This is a genomic window from Hydrogenophaga sp. ZJX-1 (assembly GCF_048590325.1).
In the GTDB taxonomy this organism is placed as follows: domain Bacteria; phylum Pseudomonadota; class Gammaproteobacteria; order Burkholderiales; family Burkholderiaceae_C; genus Hydrogenophaga.
The window spans coordinates 345,597-366,540 of record NZ_JBMBRA010000002.1; the positions used below are offsets into that span (position 1 = coordinate 345,597).

Sequence of the window (20,944 nt, forward strand, 5' to 3'; positions counted from 1 at the left end):
GTTCCGGTTTCGCTCCCGGCGCATGGCGTGGTCGCTTGAACCACCGGGGGTATCGACCTGCAATTGCTTACAGATACCCACAACAATTAAAGGGCCTTTGACCTATCTTCTGAAGCCAGCAGACCCACCGTCTGCGCTCAAAGAAAGCCCGACATGCCCCGACAACCTCGACTTCACGGCCTGCTGCTTGCGCTGACACTCAGCGCACCCCTGCCCACCCTGGCGCAAACCGCCGTCAGCCCGCCGGGCCGACTGCTGGCCTCGAACTGCTTTCAGTGCCACGGCACCAACGGCCGGGGGCCAGGGTTCGAACGGCTCGCCGGTGAAAGCGCCGACGAGATCTACGGCGAACTGCGCGAGATGCGCGCCGAGGGCGCCCGCGAACGGGGCCGCGACATCATGGTGCGCCACGCCCTGGGTTACACCGACGCCCAGATGCGCGCGCTGGCGCAGTGGCTCTCCCAACAACGCCGCTGAGGAGCCGACCATGAACCGACGCGAACTATTGCAAGCCCTGGCCGCGGCCGGCCTGGGCCATCTGGCCCTGCCAGCGCGGGCCCAGGCCCAGGCCACCGATGCCGGCGGCAACCCGCTGGCCATCCCGCCCGTCAGCCCCAAGGCCCGGGTGATCGTGGTTGGCGGCGGCATGGCCGGCGCCACCGTGTGCAAGTACCTCCGGATGTGGGGCGATGCCATCGACGTGACCCTGGTCGAGCGCAACGCCATCTACCGCACCTGCATCCTGAGCAGCGAACTGCTCACCGGCGCGCGCAACATGGCCAGCCTGAGCTTCAACTACAACGCCCTGCGAAACCGCTACGGCGTGCGCGTGGTGGCATCGGCGGTGACCGAGGTTGACCCGGTGGCCGCCAGCGTGCGGCTCGCCGATGGCCGCACCCTCAGCGCCGACCGCCTCGTGCTGGCCCCCGGCATCGAGTTCGATGCCATGCCGGGCCTGAGCGACCAGAACCTCATGCCACATGCCTGGCAGGGCGGCGCACAAGTCGCCACCCTGGCGCGCCAGCTTGCGGCCATGCCGACCAACGGCACCATGGTGCTCACCATCCCGCCCACGCCCTACCGCTGCCCGCCCGGCCCCTACGAGCGGGCCTGCGCGATCGCCGACTGGATGAAGCGCCACAAGCCCGGCGCACGCCTGGTCGTGCTCGACGCCAACCCCGACTTCGTGACGCAAAAGGACAACTTCTCCAACGCCTTCTTCGACTTGCACAGCCAGGTCATCGAGTACCACACCAACGTGGCCATCAGCTTCGCCGACCAGGCGCAGATGACGCTGCACACCAGCATCGGCCAGATCCGCGGCGACGTGATCAACCTGATCCGCCGACAACGCGCAAGTGGCATCGTGCGGCGCGCCGGCCTGGCCACCGCCACCAGCAACCGCTTCGCACCGGTGGACGTGCTCAGCTACGCCAGCACGGTGGCGCCCCGCGTGCACGTGATCGGCGACTCCAGCGCCACCACACAGCCCAAGGCCGGCCACATCGCCAACCAGGAGGCCAAGGTCTGCGCCGATGCGCTGGCGCGCATCTTCGGCGGCGGCCAGCCCGACCCGCAGCCGGTCACCAACTCCGCCTGCTACTCCACCATCACCGCCACTCAGGCATCCTGGCTCACCGCGGTGTTCCAGTACGACCCGGTGAGCCGGACCATGGTGCCGGCACCCGATTCGTCGGCCGCCTCGGTCGGCTGGGACAGCGAGCACTTCGAAGAAATGAAAGAGTGGTTCGACGCCCTGATGGCCGACAGCTTCGCCTGACCCACGGCGCGCGCCAGTGTGTGACAGGACCCAGGGGCGCACCCTGGCGCGGGGTGCACATCCTTGGCGCTTGCCGCACAATCGTGCCATGCAACTCGACATCAGCCTCATTGGCGTTCCCACCGACATTGGCGCGGGCGCACGCGGCGCCTCCATGGGCCCCGAAGCCCTGCGCGTGGCCGGCCTCGCGGCCGTGCTGGAAAGCCACGGCCTGAGGGTCACCGACCGCGGCAACCTGAACGGCCCGGCCAACCCCTGGCTGCCCCCGAGTGAGGGCTACCGGCACCTGCCGGAGGTGGCGGCGTGGAACCAGGCCCTGCACACGGCCATGCACGCCGAACTCCGCCAGGGCCAACTGCCCATCGTGCTCGGTGGCGACCACTGCCTGGGCATCGGCTCCATCAGCGCCGTCGCCCGGCACTGCCGCGAAACCGGGAAAAAACTGCGCGTGCTCTGGCTCGACGCCCACGCCGACTTCAACACCGCCAGCCTCACGCCCAGTGGCAACATCCACGGCATGCCGGTGGCGGTGCTGTGTGGCCACGGCCCGGCGCAACTCACCGGCATCGGTGGGCAGACACCGGCGATCGGTGCCGATGTGGTGCGCCAGATCGGTATCCGCAGCGTCGACGCGGGCGAGAAGCGCTTCGTGCACGAAGCAGGGCTGGAGGTGTTCGACATGCGCTACATCGACGAGATGGGCATGCGCCACACCATGGAGCAGGCACTGATGGGCGTGGACGAGAACACCCACCTGCACGTGAGCTTCGACGTCGATTTTCTCGACCCCGAGATCGCGCCCGGCGTGGGCACCACGATCCCCGGAGGCCCGACCTACCGCGAAGCGCAGCTCTGCATGGAAATGATCGCCGACACCGGGCGCCTGGCTTCGCTCGACGTGATGGAACTCAACCCCGCGCTCGATGTTCGCAACCGCACCGCCGAGCTGGCCGTGGACCTGATCGAAAGCCTGTTCGGCAAGTCCACCTTAATGCGGAAGAAGTAGGCGAGCGGGGATTTTTCAAGAATGCCGCGGAACTGGCTCTGCCAGGCCGCAGGCATTGCCCCTTGAGGGGCGGAGCCAGCTACACGCAGTGAGCCGGCGATGGGGGTGGGCTCAGCTCTTCCCGACCAGTTCCAGGTGCTCCACCACAGGCGGTTGCAGGAAGAACGGGCCAACGATGCTGCGCCACTCAGCGAATGCCGGTGACTGACGGAAACCCACCGTGTGGTCTTCCAGCGTGTCCCAGTAGATCATCAGGATGTAGCGGCCAGCGCTCTCGATGCTGCGGTTGACCTTGAAGCCTTTGAAGCCCTTGGCCTGGGCGATCACGGTGCTGGCGCCGCGCAGGATGGCGGCTTCGAATTCGGTGGCCTGGGCGGGGTCGATGCGGATGTCGGCGTGTTCAAGAATCATGATGGTGCGCTTTCAAAAGAATGGTCCTCCCGGATCATATCGACGGCCTTCTCCGCCATCATGATCACCGGGGCATTCGTGTTGCCGCCCACCACGCTGGGCATGACCGACGCATCGACCACCCGCAGCCCCGCCACGCCGTGCACCCGCAGGCGCGCGTCCACCACCGCCCCCGCATCCTGCCCCATGCGGCAGGTACCCACCGGGTGGTAGATCGTGTCGGCGTGGAATCGCACGAACTGCTCGATCTGCGCATCGCTCTGCGCCAGCGCCGACGCCCGGGATTCGCGGCCGCCGTGGCGCGCGAGCGCGGGTTGCTGCATCAGCTCGCGCATGCGTTTGAAGCCACGCACCAGGCGCGCCACATCGTCCGGGTCCTTCAAAAAGGCCGGATCGATCAGCGGCATCACCTGCGGATCGGCGCTGGCCAGGCGCAGCGTGCCCCGGCTCTTCGGACGCAACAGGCACACATGACACGAATAACCGTGACCGAGCACCGTCTTGCGCCCATGGTCCACCAGTTTGCCGACCACGAAGTGCAGTTGCAGATCGGGTATCGCTTCATCCGGGGCGCTCTTGATGAAGCCCCCCGCCTCGGCGAAGTTGGTGGTCAACGGGCCGCTGCGGCTGCGCCGCCATTCGAACAGACCCCGAACCATGCACGCCACACCGGCCAGGGACAGGCCGAACAGATCGGTCAGCTTCGGCGCGTCCACCACCATCACCACGTCGGGGTGGTCGTGCAGGTTCTCGCCCACGCCTGGCAACTCGTGCACCACCTGGATGCCGTGTTCGGCCAGGTGGGCCGCCGGGCCGATGCCCGACAGCATGAGCAGTTGCGGCGAACCGAAGGCGCCGGCGCTCAGCAGCACCTCGCCGTCTGGCCTGAGCAGCAGCGTCTCCAGCGGGCCGCGCCCGCCGTCCGCGCGGTATTCCACACCCTGTGCGCGCGGCTGCCCACCCACGGTTTCGGTGAGCACGCGGGTGGTCAACGCGTTCGTGATCACTTTCAGGTTGGAACGCCCCAGGTGGGGCGTGAGGTAGGCCTTGGCGGCGCTAAAGCGTTCGCCGTTCTTGTGCGTGACCTGGTAAGCACCGATGCCCTCTTGCGCCGGACCATTGAAATCGGTATTGAGCGGGTAGCCCGCCTGCTGGCCGGCTTCGATGAACGAGGGCAGAAAGGGGTTCGGCGAACGCAGGTCCATCACGTTCAGCGGCCCTCCCTGACCGTGCCACGCATCGGCACCGCGCTGGTTGTGCTCGGCGCGTTTGAAGTACGGCAGCACATCGGCAAACGACCAGCCCGGGTTGCCCTGGGCGGCCCAGTCGTCGTAGTCGCTGGCGTGGCCGCGGGCGTAGATCATGGCGTTGATGGAGCTGGACCCCCCGAGCACCTTGCCGCGCGGCTGGTAACCGCGCCGGCCGTTCAAGCCGGGTTGCGGCACCGTGGCATAGCCCCAGCCGTTGAGTTCGTATTTCGCCATCACGGCCAAGCCTGCCGGGCAATGAATCAACACGCTGCTGTCGGGTGGGCCGGCTTCCAGCAGGGCCACGCGCACGGCCGGGTCTTCGCTCAGGCGCCCGGCGAGCACGCAACCCGCCGAACCACCACCCACGACGATGTAGTCAAACATAAAGTCTCCGTTGTCTGGCACGGGGATCGCTGGTGATGCCCCGGCCGCTCACGCTGGTTTGTCTGTCCTCGCCGCGCATCCCGGTGCGCGACAATCCGCAGGCAAGTTAGCACAGCGCTGGCCACACCGGTAGGCTCGCCAGCCTAGTCCCGGCGCCTGCGCGACGCAGCCCAGGCCGCGGACAGTGCACGACCCCGACAACCGTTCTTTGTCTTTTTTCAGGAGCATTCCCCTATGAGCAGCATTCAAACCGTGGGCATCATCGGCTCGGGCACCATGGGCAACGGCATCGCCCAGGCCTGCGCCGTCAGCGGCATCCGCGTCGTCATGGTCGACATCGCCCAGGCCGCCGTCGACAAGGGCCTGGCCACCATCGCCGGCAGCCTGGACCGCCTGATCAAGAAAGAGAAGATGACGGCCGACGACAAGGCCAAGGCCCTGGCCTTGATCCAAGGCAGCACCAACTACGACGACCTCAAGGGCGCGCAGCTCGTCATTGAAGCCGCGACCGAAAACGAAGGCCTGAAGGTCAAAATCCTGCAGCAGCTCGACAGCATCCTCGCGCCCGAGGTGATCGTGGCCACCAACACCAGCTCGATCAGCATCACCAAACTGGCCGCCGCCACGCAACGCCCCGACCGCTTCATCGGCATGCATTTCTTCAATCCCGTGCCCATGATGGCGCTGGTGGAAATCATCCGCGGCCTGCAGACCAGCGACGCCACGCACGACGCCGTGAAGGCCATGGCCGAAGCGCTGGGCAAGACGCCGATCACGGTGAAAAACGCACCCGGTTTCGTGGTCAACCGCATCCTGGTGCCCATGATCAACGAGGCCTTCTTCGTGCTCGCCGAAGGCCTGGCGACGCCGGAAGACATCGACGCCGGCATGAAGCTGGGCACCAACCAGCCCATCGGCCCGCTGGCATTGGCCGACATGATCGGCCTGGACGTGTGCCTGGCCGTGATGAACGTCTACATGGCCGAGTACAACGACAGCAAGTACCGCCCCGCGCCGCTGCTGAAGGAAATGGTGGCCGCCGGTTGGCTGGGCCGGAAAACGGGCAAGGGTGTGTACACGTACTGACCACCACCGCGCCGATTCGCATCACCCCCTCGGGGGCGATGCCAGCGGCCTGGCAAAGCCCGTTCCGCGGCATCCTGGGCTGAGGCACGCGCTTCGGGAATGCCCTCGTGGTGACAGTCCATCGGATGCCCGCTTCAGCGGGCTTTTTGTTTGAGCAAGATCAAGTGGTCCCGGCGCACCACATTTTCATAATGAACCCCATCCACTGATCAGGAGTTCGTCATGTGTGCCGCGCCCGCTTCCATCGCTGTCTTCGAATTCCTCGATTCCACTCACCGCGAGATCCAGGCGCAGATACGGCAGCTGCACGCGCTGGTCGACGCCATCGAATCCACTGGGCTGAACACGGCCACACGGGAACAGGCGCGCCGCGTGCTCGACTATTTCAATGGCGAAGCGCGCCAGCACCATCTGGACGAAGAAAAACACATCTTCCCGGCACTGCTGGGCAGTCAGGACGCCGAGATCGTGCAGGCCACCGAACACCTGATCCAGGACCACGGCTGGCTGGAAGAAAACTGGATCCAGATCGCGCCCTCGCTGGAAGCGGCCACCAGTGGCAACCTCTGGTTCGACACGGTGGAGTTGCGCCACGCACTGGATGTTTTTGAAGCGCTCTACACGGACCACCTCCTGCTGGAAGAATCCGTCGCCTACCCGGAGGCCAAAAAACGCCTCGCCGGCCTCAACACCATCGGCATGGGACGCGAAATGGCCAAGCGGCGCGCACTCAAGAGCGACGAAGCGCGCGCCAGGCGCTGAGTCACCGGGGGCCCGGCGGAACAGCCCCGGCGCCCACAGGGCGGGCGGGCTGCGCGTAAACTGCCCGGCTCCACAGCAAGGGCCACGATCCAGTTGGCCGAACGGACGAGCATGAGCACTCACGACTTCGATCTCTTTGTCATTGGCGGCGGCAGTGGTGGCGTGCGCGCCGCCCGCATGGCGGCCCAGCGTGGCGCGCGCGTGGCCCTGGCCGAAACCCTCGGCACCGACGGCCTGGGCGGCACCTGCGTCAACGTGGGCTGCATCCCGAAAAAGCTCTACAGCTACGCCGCCCACTACGCCGATGCGGCCCACGAATCGCACGGCTTTGGCTGGGAAGGTCCGGAACCCACCCTCAACTGGGCCACGCTGAAAGCCAACCGCGCCACCGAAATCAGCCGACTCAACGGCGTCTACGGCAACCTGCTGCGCGGCTCGGGCGTCACGGTCTTCGATGGATTTGCCCGCCTGCAGGACGAGCACAGCATCGGCCTGGCCACGATCAACGCCGACGGCAGCCCCGGCCACCAGAATTTCACCGCGAAACACATCCTGATCGCCACCGGCGGCACGCCCCACGTGCCGCACTTCGTGGGCCGCGAACACGTCATCACCTCCAACGAGATCTTCGATCTGGAACCGTTTCCGAAACGCCTGCTGGTGGTGGGCGGTGGCTACATCGCCTGCGAGTTCGCGTCCATCTTCAACGGCCTGGGATCGCAGGTGACCCAGCTGTACCGCGGCGAACAGGTGCTGCGCGGCTTTGACGACGAAGTGCGCCACTTTGTCGCCGCCGAGATGGTCAAGTCCGGCGTGGACCTGCGGCTGAACGCCGATGTGGTGGACATCCGCAAGACCGAAGATGGCCTGCGTATCGAGCTGGAAGGCGGCGGCGTGGTGCTGGCCGACGCCGTGCTGTACGCCACCGGGCGCAAGCCCAACGTGCAGGGTCTGGGGCTGGACACCGTGGGCGTGGCCCAGGGCGCGCAAGGCGAGGTGATCGTGAACGCGCACTACCAGACCAATGTGCCCGGCATCTGCGCCGTGGGCGACGTGACCAACCGCGTGCAGCTCACCCCGGTGGCGCTGGGCGAGGCCATGGTGGTGGTGGACCAGCTCTTCGGCGCGGCAGCGGGCAAGCCCGCGCGCGAAATGAGCTACGACTTCATCCCCACCGCCGTCTTCACGCACCCCAACATCGGCACCGTGGGCTACAGCGAAGCCGCGGCCCGCGAGAAATTCGGCCAGGTGACGATCTTCCGCAGTGAATTCAAGGCCCTGAAGCACACGCTCTCGGGCAGCAGCGAGCGCACACTCATGAAGCTCATCGTGGACACCGCGAGCGACCGCGTGGTCGGCCTGCACATGGTGGGCGCCGAAGCCGGCGAGATCGTGCAGGGTTTTGCCGTGGCCATGAAGGCGGGCGCGACCAAGGCGGTGTTCGACAGCACCATCGGCATCCACCCGACGGCGGCGGAAGAGTTCGTGACGATGCGAGAACCGACGCGGAACTGAGAACCCCCAGGCGGTCTCTCCGAGGTTGCCAGCCCGCGCTAGGCGCGCGCCATCCAGTAGATGCCCGCAGCGCCGAGCGCCATGTGCAGCCACAGGCCCGGCGCCAGCCAGGCCAGGTAGCGCCAGCCCCCCACGATGCCGGCGGTGGCGCTCTTGCTGCCGGCGTGCACCAGCAAGGCCAGCATCACCGCCCAGACCGCGGCGCCGCCCCCCGCCGGGCCGCCCGAGGCAAACACCGCGGCCAGCGAGGCGTGCAGATCGGCCAGCGCCGCCAGCGCAGAGCCCAGCAGCAGGCCCGAATCGCCCAGCCACAGCGTCAGCGCGTGCACCAGCACCTGGATCGCACTGAGCAAAGCGGCCACGCCCGCAGCGCCCCGGAGGCTGAACATCCGGTCTTCGTCCGGCACCGTCGGGGCATCGGCGACCCCGGGCGCTCCGCGCACCATCCACCAGCCCCAGGCCAGCGCCAGCAAACCGGCGGCCAGCGACGGCAGCCACAAGACCGGCAGCCAGGCCGGCCGCACGGCGGCAGCGACCAGCAGCACCTGCAGCTGGGTGGACACGCAGGACAGCAGGCCGCCACCCGCCATCAGCCGTGCGGGTGAGCGGCCCTCGCGCGCGGCCAGCCCCAGCGTGGCGATGGTGGCGGTGCTCGACACAAAGCCCGAGGCCAGCGCCGAGAACGCCACCGCGTGGCGCGCCTGCAGCAGGCGGCGGCACAGGTGCGCCAGCGACTGCACCGCCAGCAGCAAGGCCAGCAGCTGCACGATGACGTAGGGGTTGAGCGCAGGACCCCAGAGCGGCCGGTTCGGCACCAGCGGCAGCGCCATCAGCACCAGCGCGGCCAGCACGATGCCGTCGCGCACTTCGCCCTCGGTCAGCCACTGGCGGGCGAACCGGTGCAGCCGCTCCCGCGCGGCCAGCAAGCCGGTCAGGCCCACCGAAAGCGCGGCGGCCAGCGGCAGGCTCTGCGCGCAGAGCACGCCGATCAGGTAGGTCAGCAGCAGGGCAATTTCGGTGGTGGCGCCCGGGTCGTCGGAGCGGTCGCGCCAGTAAGCGACCAGGGCCAGGGCTGCCACCATCGCAGCGCCGGTCACCACCAGTCCCGTCAGCAGCGTGAGCGCCGCGGCGGCCCCCGCCACGCTGGTCAGCGCAAAAGTGCGCAGGCCGGCGAACGCCCGCCCCGGACCGGTGCCCTTGCGCCGCTCGCGCTCAATGCCCACGAGCAGGCCGCAACCCAGCGCCGCCGCCAGCACGGCGGCAGCGCGCGCCATGTCGACCGGCGGGTTCAGCACCGGTGCAGCGGCATCCAGCATGGGTATTCCGGGTGGGGGCAAGGTGTCACGGGGCGGCGCCACAATAGCGGCATGTACAAGACACCCGACTTTACCGCCCCGGTTTTCTACCGCAACCCGGCCGCCGCCCTGGCCCAGGTGCAGCGCATTTACCAGCAGAACATCCACTTCCTGCGCGCGGCCATGCGCGACTTCGTGGCCGGCGCCGATTTCAAGGACGACCGCGTGCGCGCCTGCTACCCCTTCGTGCGGCTGCACACCCACAGCGTGTCGCACCAGGGCACGGGCCGCCTGAGCTACGGCTTCGTGGCCGGCCCGGGCCGGTTCGAGACCACGATCACGCGACCCGATCTCTACGCCGACTACATCCTGGAGCAGTTCAGCCTGCTGCTGATCAACCACGGCGGCGAGCTGGAGGTGGGCACCAGCACGCACCCGATTCCCATCCACTTCTCGTTCGCCGAACACGACCACGTCGAAGGCAGCCTGAGCAGCGAGCGCCGCGCCCTGATGCGCGACGTGTTCGACCTGCCCGATCTGGCCGCCATGGACGACGGCATCGCCAACGGCACGCACGAGCCGCGCCCGGGCGAAGCGCAGCCCCTGTCGCTGTTCACCGCGCCGCGCATCGACTACTCGCTGCAGCGCCTGCGCCACTACACCGGCACCGCGCCCGAGTGGTTCCAGAACTTCGTGCTGTTCACCAACTACCAGTTCTACATCGACGAATTCATCCGCCTCGGCCACGCCGAAATGGCCCGTCCCGACAGCGAATACATCGCCTTCATCGAACCCGGCAACGTGGTGACACGCCGGGTGGGCCTGGGCGCAGAAACGGGCGACGAACTCGGCGCCCCGCCACCCAGGTTGCCGCAGATGCCGGGCTACCACCTCATGCGCGCCGACCGCAGCGGCATCACCATGGTGAACATCGGCGTCGGCCCGGCCAACGCCAAGACCATCACCGACCACATCGCCGTGCTGCGCCCGCACGCCTGGCTCATGATCGGCCACTGCGCCGGCCTGCGCAGCAGCCAGCAGCTCGGCGACTACGTGCTGGCCCACGCCTACGTGCGCGAAGACCATGTGCTAGACGAAGAGCTGCCGCTGTGGGTGCCGATTCCTGCGCTGGCCGAAATCCAGCTCGCGCTCGAAGGCGCCGTGGCCGACGTGACCGGCGTGCCGCCGCAGGAGGTGAAACGCATCATGCGCACCGGCACTGTCGCCAGTACCGACAACCGCAACTGGGAACTGCTGCCCGACAACAGGCCCCAGCGGCGTTTCTCGCAATCGCGCGCGGTGGCGCTCGACATGGAAAGCGCCACCATCGCCGCCAACGGCTTCCGCTTCCGCGTGCCCTACGGCACCCTGCTCTGCGTGAGCGACAAGCCGCTGCACGGCGAAATCAAGCTGCCCGGCATGGCCAACCATTTCTACCGCGAGCGCGTTGATCAACACCTGCGCATCGGCATCCGCGCGGTGGAGCGGCTGCGCGAAGGCGGCGTCGCCCAGCTGCACAGCCGCAAGCTGCGCAGCTTCGCCGAGGTGGCGTTCCAGTAAGCGCGCCCCATGAACCGCCTCACCGAGACCCTTCAACAATCCATCGGCGTTGAACTCTGGCTGGCCACCGCGCTGGCGATCCTCCTGCTCACCCTGCTGGTCGGGCAGGCCGTGCGGGTGGCGTTCCTGCAGGCCAATCGCTGGGCAGAGCGCACGGCCAACCCCTGGGACGAAGCCCTGCTGGGCGCAGCGCGCAGGCCCACGCAGCTGCTGATCTGGCTCATCGGCCTGGGCTGGGTAGCGCGAGCGCTGAATGCGCACTGGAACGAACCCGCGCTGCTGGCAACCACCCTGCAATGGCGCGATGTCGGTCTCATCGTCAGCGTGGCCTGGTTCCTGTGGGGACTCATCGTGCTCATGTCCCAGACCAGCATCCGGCGCCGCACCGACAGCGGCGAGCCCTTCGACCTCACCACCGCGCTCGCCCTGGGCAAGCTGCTGCGCCTGCTGGTGATCGTGGTCACCGCCATCACCGTGGCCCACACCCTGGGCTTCCAGATCGGTGGCCTGCTTGCGCTCGGCGGCGTGGGCGGCATCGCGGTCGGTCTGGCCGCGAAGGACCTGCTGGCCAACTTCTTCGGCGGCCTGACCATCTACCTCGACCGCCCGTTCAGCGTCGGCGACTGGATCCGCTCGCCCGACAAAAGCATCGAAGGCACGGTGGAATACATCAGCTGGCGCCACACCCGCATCCGCGCTTTCAACAAGAACCCGATCTACGTGCCCAACGCGGTGTTCACCAGCATCGTGGTCGAGAACCCCTCGCGCATGAGCCACCGGCGCCTGAACGAAACCCTGGGCCTGCGCTACGACGACTTCGACCAGGTGCAAGCCGTGGTCGACGACATGAGGACCCTGCTGCAGAACCACCCCGGCATCGACAACAGCCAGCCCCTGATCGTGAACTTCAACCGCTTCGGCGCCAGTTCGCTCGACATCATGGTCTACGCTTTCACGCTCACCCGCGCCTGGGTGGACTACCAGGCGCTGAAGCAGGAACTGTTGCTCGAATTCGGCCGCATCGTGGCCCGCCACGGGGCCGCCATCGCCTTCCCCACGCAGACGCTGCATGTGGCGACAACGCCCGATCCGGCGCCGACCGAAGGACCGGAACCCGGCGCGGCCTGACCCGCCCGCACCGATGCGACCCACCCGATATCCCTCATGACTTCGGCTTCTTTACCGGAACTTCACCATCCAGTCACGGCCGCTTAAGTTCGCTTGCGCACAATGGCACACTGACACACTGGCGTACTCAGTATGCTGAATGAACACCATGAAACTGCTGTCACCTCCCAACGCCCGACCGGTCCGCCGACCTGTCACCCTGATCGCCCTGGCCAGCATCGCCCTGCTGTCCGCCTGCGCCAGCCTGGCACCGGCGGGCGGCGAGCGGCCTGAAACCCCGCTGCCAGCAGCCTGGTCCAGCACCCCGGTCAACGCGGTCACCGCCCCCTCGCCCACGGCGCTCGCCGGCTGGTGGCAACGCTTCAACGACCCCACCCTCACCACGCTGGTCACGCAGGCGCTGCAGGCCAACACCAGCGTCAAGAGCGCCCAGGCCGCGCTGCTGCAGGCACGCGCGCAGCGCGACGTGCAACAAGCCGGCATGGGCCCCACGCTCAGCGCGTCGACCTCGGCGCAGCGCAGCAAATCGGGCGACAACGACGCCAGCAACCGTTTCCAGGCAGGCTTTGACGCCAGCTGGGAACCCGATATTTTTGGTGGCAACCGCAGCGCGCTGAACGCCAGCGAAGCCGACGCCCGCGCGTCCGAAACCAGCCTGGCCGATGTGCAGGTGTCGCTGGCGGCCGAAGTCGCGGTCACCTACATCGAACTGCGCGGCCTGCAGACGCGGCTGGCGATTGCGCGCAGCAACCTCGCCGCGCAAACCGAAACGCTGCAGATCACGCGCTGGCGCACACAGGCGGGTCTGGCCTCGTCGCTCGATCTGGAGCAGGCCATTGCCTCCAGCGAGCAGACCGCGGCCCAGATCCCGGCGCTGCAGACCAGCCTGGCCCAGGCCTTGAGCGGCTTGGCCGTGCTGACCGGGCAGGCCCCCGGCACGCTGCCCGCCGCGCTGCAAGGCGCGCTGACCACCGCCGCACCGGTCCCGCAGGGCGCGGGCGATCTGGCGCTGGCCTTTCCGGCCGACACGCTGCGCCAACGCCCCGACGTGCGCACCGCCGAACACCGCATCAGCGCCGCGCTGTCCCGCGTGGCCGCGGCCGATGCCGCGCGCTACCCGAGCTTCCGCCTCAGCGGCTCGCTGGGCCTCTCCGCGCTGACGCTGGGCTCGCTGACCAACGGCGCATCGGTGGTCAACTCGCTGCTGGCCAGCGTGTCGGCGCCGCTGTTCGACGGTGGCGCGGCCCGGGCCCAGGTGCGCTCGCAGGAAGCGGCACTGGAACAGGCGCGCATGGCCTACCAGGGCACCGTGATCAGCGCCGTGAAAGACGTGGAAGACGCGCTGGTGGCAATGCAGGGCGACCGCGAGCGCCTGCTGCGTCTGCAGGCGGCCAGCACCGCCGCGGCCAACGCCGAGCTGCTGGCGCGCCAGCGCTACGAAAGCGGCCTGATCGACTTCCGCTCGGTGCTCGACACCCAGCGCACCCTGCTCTCCACCCAGGACAGCGTGGCCAGCACCCAGGCCACGCTGAGCGCCGACCACGTGCGCCTGTACAAGGCCCTCGGCGGCGGCTGGACGCCCGACGCGCCACCGGTTGAAGCCACCACCCGCTGAACCCCGAACACCGAAACCGAATCGCCATGAGCTCCAAAAAAGACGCCCCCTCCGCCGACCTGCAAAACCTGCTGGGCAGCGACCACCCGCCGCGCTGGTGGCAGCGCAGCTCGCTGTGGATCGGCATTGCCGCGCTCGTCGTCGTGGCCGGCGGCATCGCCTACTGGCAGGCACAGCAGCAGAGCAAGGCCGCGCCGGTCTACGTGACCGAGCCCCTGAAGACGGGCGACATCACGCTCACCGTGGCCGCCAACGGCACGCTGCAGCCCACACGCTCGGTCAACATCGGCAGCGAGCTCTCGGGCACCGTCAAACGCGTGCTGGTGGATGTGAACGACCGCATCAAGACCGGCCAGGTGCTGGTGGAGCTGGACACCGCCAAGCTGGTGGACCAGGTGACGCAGTCGCGCGCCGGTCTGGCCTCGGCCCAGGCGCAGCTGGCGCAGGCCAGCGCCACGGTGAAGGAATCGCGCGCCACGCTGGCGCGCTTTGAAGAGGTGGCGCGCCTCTCGGGCGGCAAGGTGCCTTCGGCCACCGAGCTCGACAGCGCCAAGGCGGCCGTCGAGCGTGCCGTGGCCATCGAGGCCGCCGCACGCGCTGCGGTCACCGAATCGCGTGCCGCCCTCGCCACCACGGAAACCAACCTGTCCAAGGCCTCGATCCGCTCGCCCATCAACGGCGTGGTGCTCAGCCGCACGGTGGACCCGGGCAACGCCGTGGCCGCCTCGCTGCAGGCCGTGACGCTGTTCTCCGTGGCCGAAGACCTCGCGCAGCTCAAGCTGGATGTGGCGGTGGACGAGGCCGATGTGGGTGCCGTCAAGGTGGACCAGAAAGCCACCTTCACCGTGAGCGCCTTCCCGGCGCGCCGCTACCCGGCCACCATCAACCGCGTGGCCTTTGGCTCCACCAAGACCGACAACGTGGTCACCTACACCACCACGCTCAACGTGGACAACAGCGACCTCAGTCTGCGCCCGGGCATGACGGCGGCGGCCACCATCGTGGCCAAGGAAGCGAAGGGCGTGCTGCTGGTGCCCAACACGGCGCTGCGCTTCTCGCCCGCCAGCGGCAACGGCGCCGCGGCGGCAAACACCAGCATCCTGTCAAAAATGATGCCGCGCCCGCCGCGCAACACCCGGCCCAAAACAGCGGGCACCGACCCCCGCAGCGGTGGCATGCGCCAGATCTGGGTGCTGCAGGACGGCCAACCGGTGGCGAAGGCCGTCAAGACCGGCATCAGCGATGGCCGCAACACCGAAGTCAGTGGCGAAGCCCTGAGCGAAGGCATGGCCGTGATCACCGAACAACGCTCAGGGACGGCGCCGTGAGCGAGACACCGCTCATCCGCCTGCGCGGCATCACCAAGACCTATGGCGAAGGCAACACCGCCTTCCAGGCCTTGAAGGGCGTGGACCTGGACATCCATCAGGGCGAGTTCGTCGCCATCATGGGCCCCAGCGGCTCGGGCAAGTCCACCGCCATGAACACGCTGGGCTGTCTCGATGTGCCCACCACCGGCGACTACCTGTTCCGTGGCGTGCATGTGGAAGCGCTCTCGCGAGACGAGCGCGCGCGCCTGCGACGGCGCTATTTCGGCTTCGTGTTCCAGGGCTTCCACCTGCTGGCGCGCACCTCGGCGCAGGAAAATGTGGAGCTGCCCCTGATCTACCGCGGCGAACCCGCCGCTTCGCGGCACAGCCTGGCCCAGCGCGCGCTGGAAAGGGTGGGCCTCAAGGGCTGGGAACACCACACGCCGGGGGAACTCTCGGGCGGGCAGCAACAGCGCGTGGCGATCGCGCGCGCCATCGTCACCGAGCCGCAGGTGCTACTGGCCGACGAACCCACCGGCAACCTCGACACCCACCGCAGCCAGGAAATCATGGAACTGCTCTGGCGCCTGAATGCCGAGCAGGGCATCACCGTGCTGATGGTCACGCACGAACCCGACATGGCGGCGTATGCCAAACGCATGGTGCGCTTCGTGGACGGGGTGGTCGAGAGCGACCAGCCCAACCCACACCCGGTGGCGTTGCAGGCGGGCGCGGCGCACCAGACCATGAGCGACGCGGAAGTCTCGGGCATCTCGGGCGAGGAGGCTCCGCATGTGGCTTAACACCCTGCTGCTCGCGCTGCGCTCGATCCGGCGCAACCTGTTGCGCTCCTTCCTCACCATCCTCGGCATCGTGATTGGCGTGAGCGCGGTGATCACCATGGTCACGGTCGGCAACGGCGCCACGGCGGCGGTGCAGAACCAGATTTCTGGCCTGGGCACCAACCTGCTGCAGGTGCGTCCTGGGCAACGCATGGGAGCGGGCGGCGGCGGCGGCGGTGCGCCCGCCTTCAAGGAAAGCGATGGCGAAGCCATCGCCGCGCAGATCGGTGGCATCGCCGCGGTGGCGCCCGAAGCGCGCACCGGCTCCGTGCTCGTGGCCAACGGCCGCAACTGGAGCAGCAGCGTGATCGGCAGCACCAACGACTGGCTCACCACCGGCAACTGGAAGCTGGCCGGCGGCCGCGCGTTCAGCAACGACGAGTTGCGCGCGGGCGGCGCGGTCTGCCTGATCGGTCAGACGGTGCAGCGCGAGCTCTTCGGCAGCACCAGCGCGGTGGGCGCGCAACTGCGCGTCAAGGCCATGAGCTGCGAGGTCATCGGCACGCTGGCCTCCAAGGGCCAGGGCGCTTTCGGCAACGACCAGGACGACATGGTGCTGATGCCGATCAAGACCCTGCAACGCCGCATCGTCGGCCACACGCGGGTGAACACCCTGCTGGTGTCCATGAGCGACGGTGCCGACGCCAGCCGCGTCACGGCGAGCATCACCCAGTTGCTGCGCGAGCGGCGCAAGCTGGCCGAGAGCGACGAGGACAACTTCAACGTGCTCGACACCAAACAGCTCGCCGAAACGCTGTCGGGCACCACCAAGATCATGACCATGCTGCTCGGCGCGGTGGCCGCGGTGAGCCTGCTGGTGGGCGGCATCGGCATCATGAACATCATGCTGGTGAGCGTGACCGAGCGCACGCGCGAAATCGGCCTGCGCCTGGCCATCGGCGCGCTGGAGCGCGAGGTGCTGCTGCAGTTCCTGATCGAGGCCGTGGTGCTGGCAGCGCTCGGCGGACTCATCGGCATCGTGCTGGCCACCATCGCCTCGCTCGGCCTCTCGGCGCTGATGAACGTGCCCTACCAGTTCAACCTGAGCGTGAACGTGCTGAGCTTCGTGTTTTCAGCGGCGATCGGTGTGCTGTTCGGCTACTTCCCGGCGCGGCGCGCGGCGCGGCTGAATCCGATCGATGCGCTGCGCCACGAGTAAGCTCCGGCGTTGAATATGATCGGGCGATGCACGAAACAAGCCTGGGCTCGCGCGGCCTGCTGATCTTTTCGCTGGCCCTGCTGGCGCTGCTCGCCCTGTCGGGTTTCCATCCGCTGGAGCTCGACACCTGGGCCCTGGAAGTGGCGCCCGTGATCATCACCCTGCCCCTGCTCTGGTTCAGCTGGCAGCGTTTTCCGCTCACGCGGCTGGTCTATGCGCTGATCTTCGTACACGCACTGGTCCTGATGCTGGGCGGCCACTACACCTACGCCAAGGTGCCGCTGGGTTTCTGGATGCAGGACATCATGGGCCTCACGCGCAACCCCTACGACGGCATCGGCCACCTGGCCCAGGGTTTCGTTCCCGCCATGGTGGCGCGCGAGCTGCTGCTGCGCCGGACGCCGCTGAGGCCGGGACGCTGGCTGTTCGTGATCGTGGTGTGCGTGTGCGGTGCGATCAGCGCGCTCTACGAACTGATCGAATGGGGCGTTGCGGTGGCGATTGGCGCGGGTGCTGACGCCTTCCTGGGCACCCAGGGCGATCCGTGGGACACGCAGAAAGACATGGCACTGGCCTTCATCGGGGCCATCGCGGCGCAGGGGCTGCTGGCACGCTGGCACGACGCGCAGCTCGCGCGCCTGCCCGCTCCCGCGACAGTCAGGCCCGCCGGGGTTTGACTTTCGAGGCCGCGAGCTTGGCCTGCGTGCGCGCCACCTCCACATCGGCGTCGTGCACCAGCGCCACACCCATGCGGCGCTTCACAAAGCTCTCGGGTTTGCCGAACAGGCGGATTTCGCTGTTGGGCACGCGCAGGGCTTCGTCCACGCCGTCGAACACAATGCCCCGGGCTTCCACACCGCCGTAGATCACGGCGCTGGCGCCCGGGCTCTTGAGCGCGGTGCTCACCGGCAGGCCGAGGATGGCGCGGGCGTGCAGCTCGAATTCGTTCTGCCACTGCGTGATCATGGTCACCATGCCGGTGTCGTGCGGGCGCGGGCTCACTTCGCTGAACCAGACTTTGTCGCCCTTCACGAACAGCTCCACGCCGAACAGGCCCAGGCCCGAAGGCTGGCCGTCGTGGCCCACGCCCAGATCGTCCGTCACCGCCTTGGCGATGCGGCGCGACTCGGCCAGCGCGGTCGGCGTCATGGGGTGCGGCTGCCAGCTTTCCACGTAGTCGCCGCTCACCTGCACGTGGCCGATGGGGTCGCAGAAGTGGGTTTCAATCTGGCCATCCGCACCGAGCGCGCGCACGGTGAGTTGCGTGATCTCGTAGTCGAAATCGATGAAACCTTCGACGATGACGCGGCCCGGGCCCACACGGCCGCCCGACATCGCGTAGTCCCAGGCGGTCTTCACGTCCGCCGGGCCGTCGATCTTGCTCTGGCCCTTGCCCGAGCTGCTCATCACCGGCTTGACGATGCAGGGGTAACCGATGCCCGCGTCGATGGCTGCCTGCAGCTCTTCGAGCGAGTCGCAGAATTTGTACGGACTGGTCGGCAGGCCCAGCGTTTCGGCAGCCAGGCGGCGGATGCCTTCGCGGTCCATGGTCAGGCGCGCCGCGCGCGCCGTCGGAATGACCTTCACCACGCCAGCGGCTTCGAGCTCCTGCAGCATGGGTGTTGCGATGGCCTCGATCTCGGGCACCACCAGGTGCGGGCGCTCGGCCTCGATCAGCACCTTCAGTTGCGCCGGATCGCTCATGGTGATGGTGCGCGCATGGTGCGCCACCTGCTGGCCCGGCGCGTTGTCGTAACGGTCCACCGCGATGGTCTCGACGCCCAGGCGCTGCAAGGCGATCAGCACCTCTTTGCCCAGCTCGCCGGAGCCGAGCAGCATCACCTTGGTGGCGGAGGGAGACAGGGGGGTGCCGAGGGTGGTCATGGGGTGTCCTGGGAGGTGATCAAGGCCTGTGGGCTGGTGTCGGGCTCGGCCAGCGTGGCGCTGCCCATGGCTTCACCCATGCGCACACCCTGCCCGGCCAGCCACTGCTCGTTGAAGTGGATGGTGTCTTTCGGCCAGAGCAGCACCACGGTGGAGCCGAGCAGGAAACAGCCCATCTCTTCCCCACGGTCCAGCAAAAAGGCCTTGTCGTCGTAGCGCCATTCGCGCACCTGGCCCGGGCGCGGCGGGTTCACCACGCCGTGCCACACGGTGGCCATGCTGCCCACGATGGTGGCGCCCACCAGCACCTGCACGAAGGGGCGCATCTCGCCGCTCTCGCCGTGCGGCACATCGAACACGCAGACCACGCGCTCGTTGCGCGCAAACAGGCCGGGCACACCGCGCGCCGTGGTCGGGTTGACGGAAAACAGGTCGCCCGGCACATGGATCATGCGGCGCAGGCGCGCGGCAGCGGGCATGTGGATGCGGTGGTAATCCTTGGGGCTGAGGTAGATGGTGGCAAAAGCGCCGTCTTCGAACTGCGCGGCCAGTTCAGCGTCACCGCCCACCAGGGCCTGTGTGCTGTAACTGTGGCCTTTGGCCTGGAAGATCTGGTCTTTTTCGATGGCGCCGAACTGGCTGATGGCGCCGTCCACCGGGCAGACAAAGGCCGCGCGCGCGAGTGGCCGCGCGCCGGGCTTGAGCGCCCGGGTGAAAAACGCGTTGAAGGTGGCGTAACCGCGCGGGTCCGGGTTCGCGGCCTCGGCCATGTTGACGCCGTAACGGCGGATGAACCAGGGGATCACCCTGCGCGTCCACCAGGTCGCCTTCGATCCGGCGCACCAGCCGGCGAACACGGTCAGTGCCCGTTTGGGCAGCAGGTATTGCAGAACAACAGCAGGGGATAAGGACACGGCAAAACGCGTGAAAAGACCGATCGGTCCGGTGCCGGTATTGTAGGCGGCGCCCCTGGCGCCCATGTGGCGCGGAGGCTCGAACGCGCGGGCACAATGCCCTTCCATGATTGCCAACCTCTTCGAATGCCAGCACCTGGCCAAGCGCTATGGCGGCAACACCGTGGTGGACGACCTGTCGTTCAGCATCGCGCCGGGCGAATGCCTGGGCGTGATCGGGCCCAACGGTGCCGGCAAGACCACCACCATCCGCATGTGCCTGGGCCTGACCGCGCCCGACGCCGGCCGCATCACCGCCTTTGGCATGGACATGCCACGGGACGCCCTGGCCATCAAGGCGCAGCTGGGCGTGGTGAGCCAGATCGACACGCTCGACCCGGACTTTTCCTGCGCCGAAAACCTGCTGGTCTACGGCCGCTATTTCGGCATGAGCGCCGCGCAGATTCGCCCGCGCATCCCGCAGTTGCTGGAATTCGCCGCGCTTTCGCACAAGGCGGACGCCAAACCAGGCGAACTCTCGGGCGGCATGAAGCGGCGCCTGTCGCTGGCGCGTGCGCTGGTGAACGACCCGCGCCTGCTGATGCTCGACGAACCCACCACCGGACTGGACCCCCAGGCGCGTCACCTGATGTGGGAACGCCTGCAGCTGCTGCTGCAGCAGGGCAAGAGCATCCTGCTGACCACACACTTCATGGACGAGGCCGAGCGCCTGTGCTCGCGCCTGCTGGTGCTGGACCACGGCCGCAAGATCGCCGAGGGCCGCCCGCGCGAGCTGATCGCGCAGCACCTGGAGCCCGACGTGGTGGAGGTCTACGGCAACGGCGCGCTGGCGCTGGCGCAGGCCGAAGACCACGCCGCCTTGCGCGCACTCGCGGCGCGGGTGGAGGTCAGCGGCGAGACCGTGTTTTTCTACACCGCGCAGGCCCTGCCGCTGCTGGCCGCGCTGGGCGCGCACCATGAGTTGCGCACCCTGCATCGACCAGCCAACCTCGAAGACCTGTTTCTGAAACTCACCGGCCGGCAAATCCGCGAGGACGGATGAA

General features: G+C 68.0%; 19 protein-coding genes. 14 read left to right on the plus strand and 5 right to left on the minus strand.

All coding sequences use genetic code 11. The features are described 5' to 3' along the window. The first annotated feature begins 153 nt into the window (after nucleotides 1-153). From ACN5W5_RS06360 to rocF, 3 genes are all read left to right on the plus strand, one after another. Nucleotides 154-477 (plus strand): c-type cytochrome, encoded by a 324-nt coding sequence (locus ACN5W5_RS06360; protein ID WP_420047711.1) that lies wholly within the window; start codon nucleotides 154-156, stop codon nucleotides 475-477. A gap of 10 nt (nucleotides 478-487) precedes the next feature. Beyond that, nucleotides 488-1,780, plus strand: coding sequence for an FAD-dependent oxidoreductase (locus tag ACN5W5_RS06365; protein WP_420047712.1), 1,293 nt, complete (start codon nucleotides 488-490; stop codon nucleotides 1,778-1,780). Nucleotides 1,781-1,868: 88 nt separating this feature from the next. Then, nucleotides 1,869-2,786: an arginase gene (rocF, locus tag ACN5W5_RS06370; protein ID WP_420047713.1), complete on the plus strand. Its 918-nt coding sequence runs from the start codon at nucleotides 1,869-1,871 to the stop codon at nucleotides 2,784-2,786. A gap of 111 nt (nucleotides 2,787-2,897) precedes the next feature. On the opposite strand, the gene ACN5W5_RS06375 is transcribed toward rocF, so the two are convergent. Together ACN5W5_RS06375 and ACN5W5_RS06380 are read right to left on the minus strand one after the other, a co-directional pair. Then, nucleotides 2,898-3,197 (minus strand): antibiotic biosynthesis monooxygenase family protein, encoded by a 300-nt coding sequence (locus tag ACN5W5_RS06375; RefSeq protein ID WP_420047714.1) that lies wholly within the window; start codon nucleotides 3,195-3,197, stop codon nucleotides 2,898-2,900. Beyond that, nucleotides 3,194-4,831, minus strand: coding sequence for a GMC family oxidoreductase (locus ACN5W5_RS06380; protein WP_420047715.1), 1,638 nt, complete (start codon nucleotides 4,829-4,831; stop codon nucleotides 3,194-3,196). The genes ACN5W5_RS06375 and ACN5W5_RS06380 overlap by 4 nt, the downstream gene beginning before the upstream one ends. Nucleotides 4,832-5,065: 234 nt before the next feature. Between ACN5W5_RS06380 and ACN5W5_RS06385 the strand changes: the two genes are divergently transcribed. The 3 genes from ACN5W5_RS06385 (at nucleotide 5,066) to gorA (ending at nucleotide 8,194) form a co-directional block, all read left to right on the plus strand. Next, nucleotides 5,066-5,917: a 3-hydroxybutyryl-CoA dehydrogenase gene (locus tag ACN5W5_RS06385; RefSeq protein WP_420047716.1), complete on the plus strand. Its 852-nt coding sequence runs from the start codon at nucleotides 5,066-5,068 to the stop codon at nucleotides 5,915-5,917. A 222-nt stretch (nucleotides 5,918-6,139) separates the two neighbouring features. Next, nucleotides 6,140-6,679 (plus strand): hemerythrin domain-containing protein, encoded by a 540-nt coding sequence (locus ACN5W5_RS06390; RefSeq protein ID WP_420047717.1) that lies wholly within the window; start codon nucleotides 6,140-6,142, stop codon nucleotides 6,677-6,679. 111 nt (nucleotides 6,680-6,790) lie between these two features. Then, a complete protein-coding gene (gene gorA, locus ACN5W5_RS06395; RefSeq protein WP_420047718.1) occupies nucleotides 6,791-8,194 on the plus strand; it encodes a glutathione-disulfide reductase in 1,404 nt (467 codons plus the stop codon). Nucleotides 8,195-8,232: 38 nt separating this feature from the next. On the opposite strand, the gene ACN5W5_RS06400 is transcribed toward gorA, so the two are convergent. Then, nucleotides 8,233-9,510 carry an MgtC/SapB family protein gene (locus ACN5W5_RS06400; protein ID WP_420047719.1) on the minus strand — a complete coding sequence of 426 codons (1,278 nt, stop codon included), beginning with the start codon at nucleotides 9,508-9,510 and terminating at the stop codon, nucleotides 8,233-8,235. Between the two features lie 51 nt (nucleotides 9,511-9,561). Between ACN5W5_RS06400 and ACN5W5_RS06405 the strand changes: the two genes are divergently transcribed. The 7 genes from ACN5W5_RS06405 to ACN5W5_RS06435 all read left to right on the plus strand — a co-directional run bounded on the left by ACN5W5_RS06405 (nucleotide 9,562) and on the right by ACN5W5_RS06435 (nucleotide 17,780). Continuing rightward, nucleotides 9,562-11,049, plus strand: coding sequence for an AMP nucleosidase (locus ACN5W5_RS06405; RefSeq protein WP_420047720.1), 1,488 nt, complete (start codon nucleotides 9,562-9,564; stop codon nucleotides 11,047-11,049). A 9-nt stretch (nucleotides 11,050-11,058) separates the two neighbouring features. Next, the gene (locus tag ACN5W5_RS06410; RefSeq protein WP_420047721.1) at nucleotides 11,059-12,177 is read left to right on the plus strand and encodes a mechanosensitive ion channel family protein; all 1,119 of its coding nucleotides are present in this window, start codon (nucleotides 11,059-11,061) and stop codon (nucleotides 12,175-12,177) included. Nucleotides 12,178-12,325: 148 nt separating this feature from the next. Continuing rightward, complete coding sequence (locus tag ACN5W5_RS06415; protein WP_420048169.1) at nucleotides 12,326-13,792, plus strand: efflux transporter outer membrane subunit; 1,467 nt, start codon at nucleotides 12,326-12,328, stop codon at nucleotides 13,790-13,792. 26 nt (nucleotides 13,793-13,818) lie between these two features. Then, a complete protein-coding gene (locus ACN5W5_RS06420) occupies nucleotides 13,819-15,120 on the plus strand; it encodes an efflux RND transporter periplasmic adaptor subunit (RefSeq protein ID WP_420047722.1) in 1,302 nt (433 codons plus the stop codon). Beyond that, complete coding sequence (locus tag ACN5W5_RS06425; protein ID WP_420047723.1) at nucleotides 15,117-15,905, plus strand: ABC transporter ATP-binding protein; 789 nt, start codon at nucleotides 15,117-15,119, stop codon at nucleotides 15,903-15,905. The genes ACN5W5_RS06420 and ACN5W5_RS06425 overlap by 4 nt, the downstream gene beginning before the upstream one ends. Beyond that, entirely contained in the window at nucleotides 15,895-17,103 is a 1,209-nt protein-coding gene (locus ACN5W5_RS06430; protein ID WP_420047724.1) for an ABC transporter permease, read from the plus strand. Before ACN5W5_RS06425 ends, ACN5W5_RS06430 begins: the two co-directional genes overlap by 11 nt. A 26-nt stretch (nucleotides 17,104-17,129) precedes the next feature. Beyond that, nucleotides 17,130-17,780: a DUF2238 domain-containing protein gene (locus tag ACN5W5_RS06435; protein WP_420047725.1), complete on the plus strand. Its 651-nt coding sequence runs from the start codon at nucleotides 17,130-17,132 to the stop codon at nucleotides 17,778-17,780. Here the strand turns inward: ACN5W5_RS06435 and purT are convergent. Both purT and asd read right to left on the minus strand, forming a co-directional pair. Then, complete coding sequence (gene purT, locus ACN5W5_RS06440) at nucleotides 17,761-18,987, minus strand: formate-dependent phosphoribosylglycinamide formyltransferase (protein ID WP_420047726.1); 1,227 nt, start codon at nucleotides 18,985-18,987, stop codon at nucleotides 17,761-17,763. The two genes, ACN5W5_RS06435 and purT, sit on opposite strands and share 20 nt — an antisense overlap. Continuing rightward, nucleotides 18,984-19,901, minus strand: a complete 918-nt coding sequence (asd, locus tag ACN5W5_RS06445; RefSeq protein WP_420047727.1) for an archaetidylserine decarboxylase — start codon at nucleotides 19,899-19,901, stop codon at nucleotides 18,984-18,986. The genes purT and asd overlap by 4 nt, the downstream gene beginning before the upstream one ends. 106 nt (nucleotides 19,902-20,007) lie before the next feature. Between asd and ACN5W5_RS06450 the strand changes: the two genes are divergently transcribed. Next, nucleotides 20,008-20,943 (plus strand): ATP-binding cassette domain-containing protein, encoded by a 936-nt coding sequence (locus tag ACN5W5_RS06450; protein ID WP_420047728.1) that lies wholly within the window; start codon nucleotides 20,008-20,010, stop codon nucleotides 20,941-20,943. The last annotated feature ends 1 nt before the right edge of the window (nucleotide 20,944 follow it).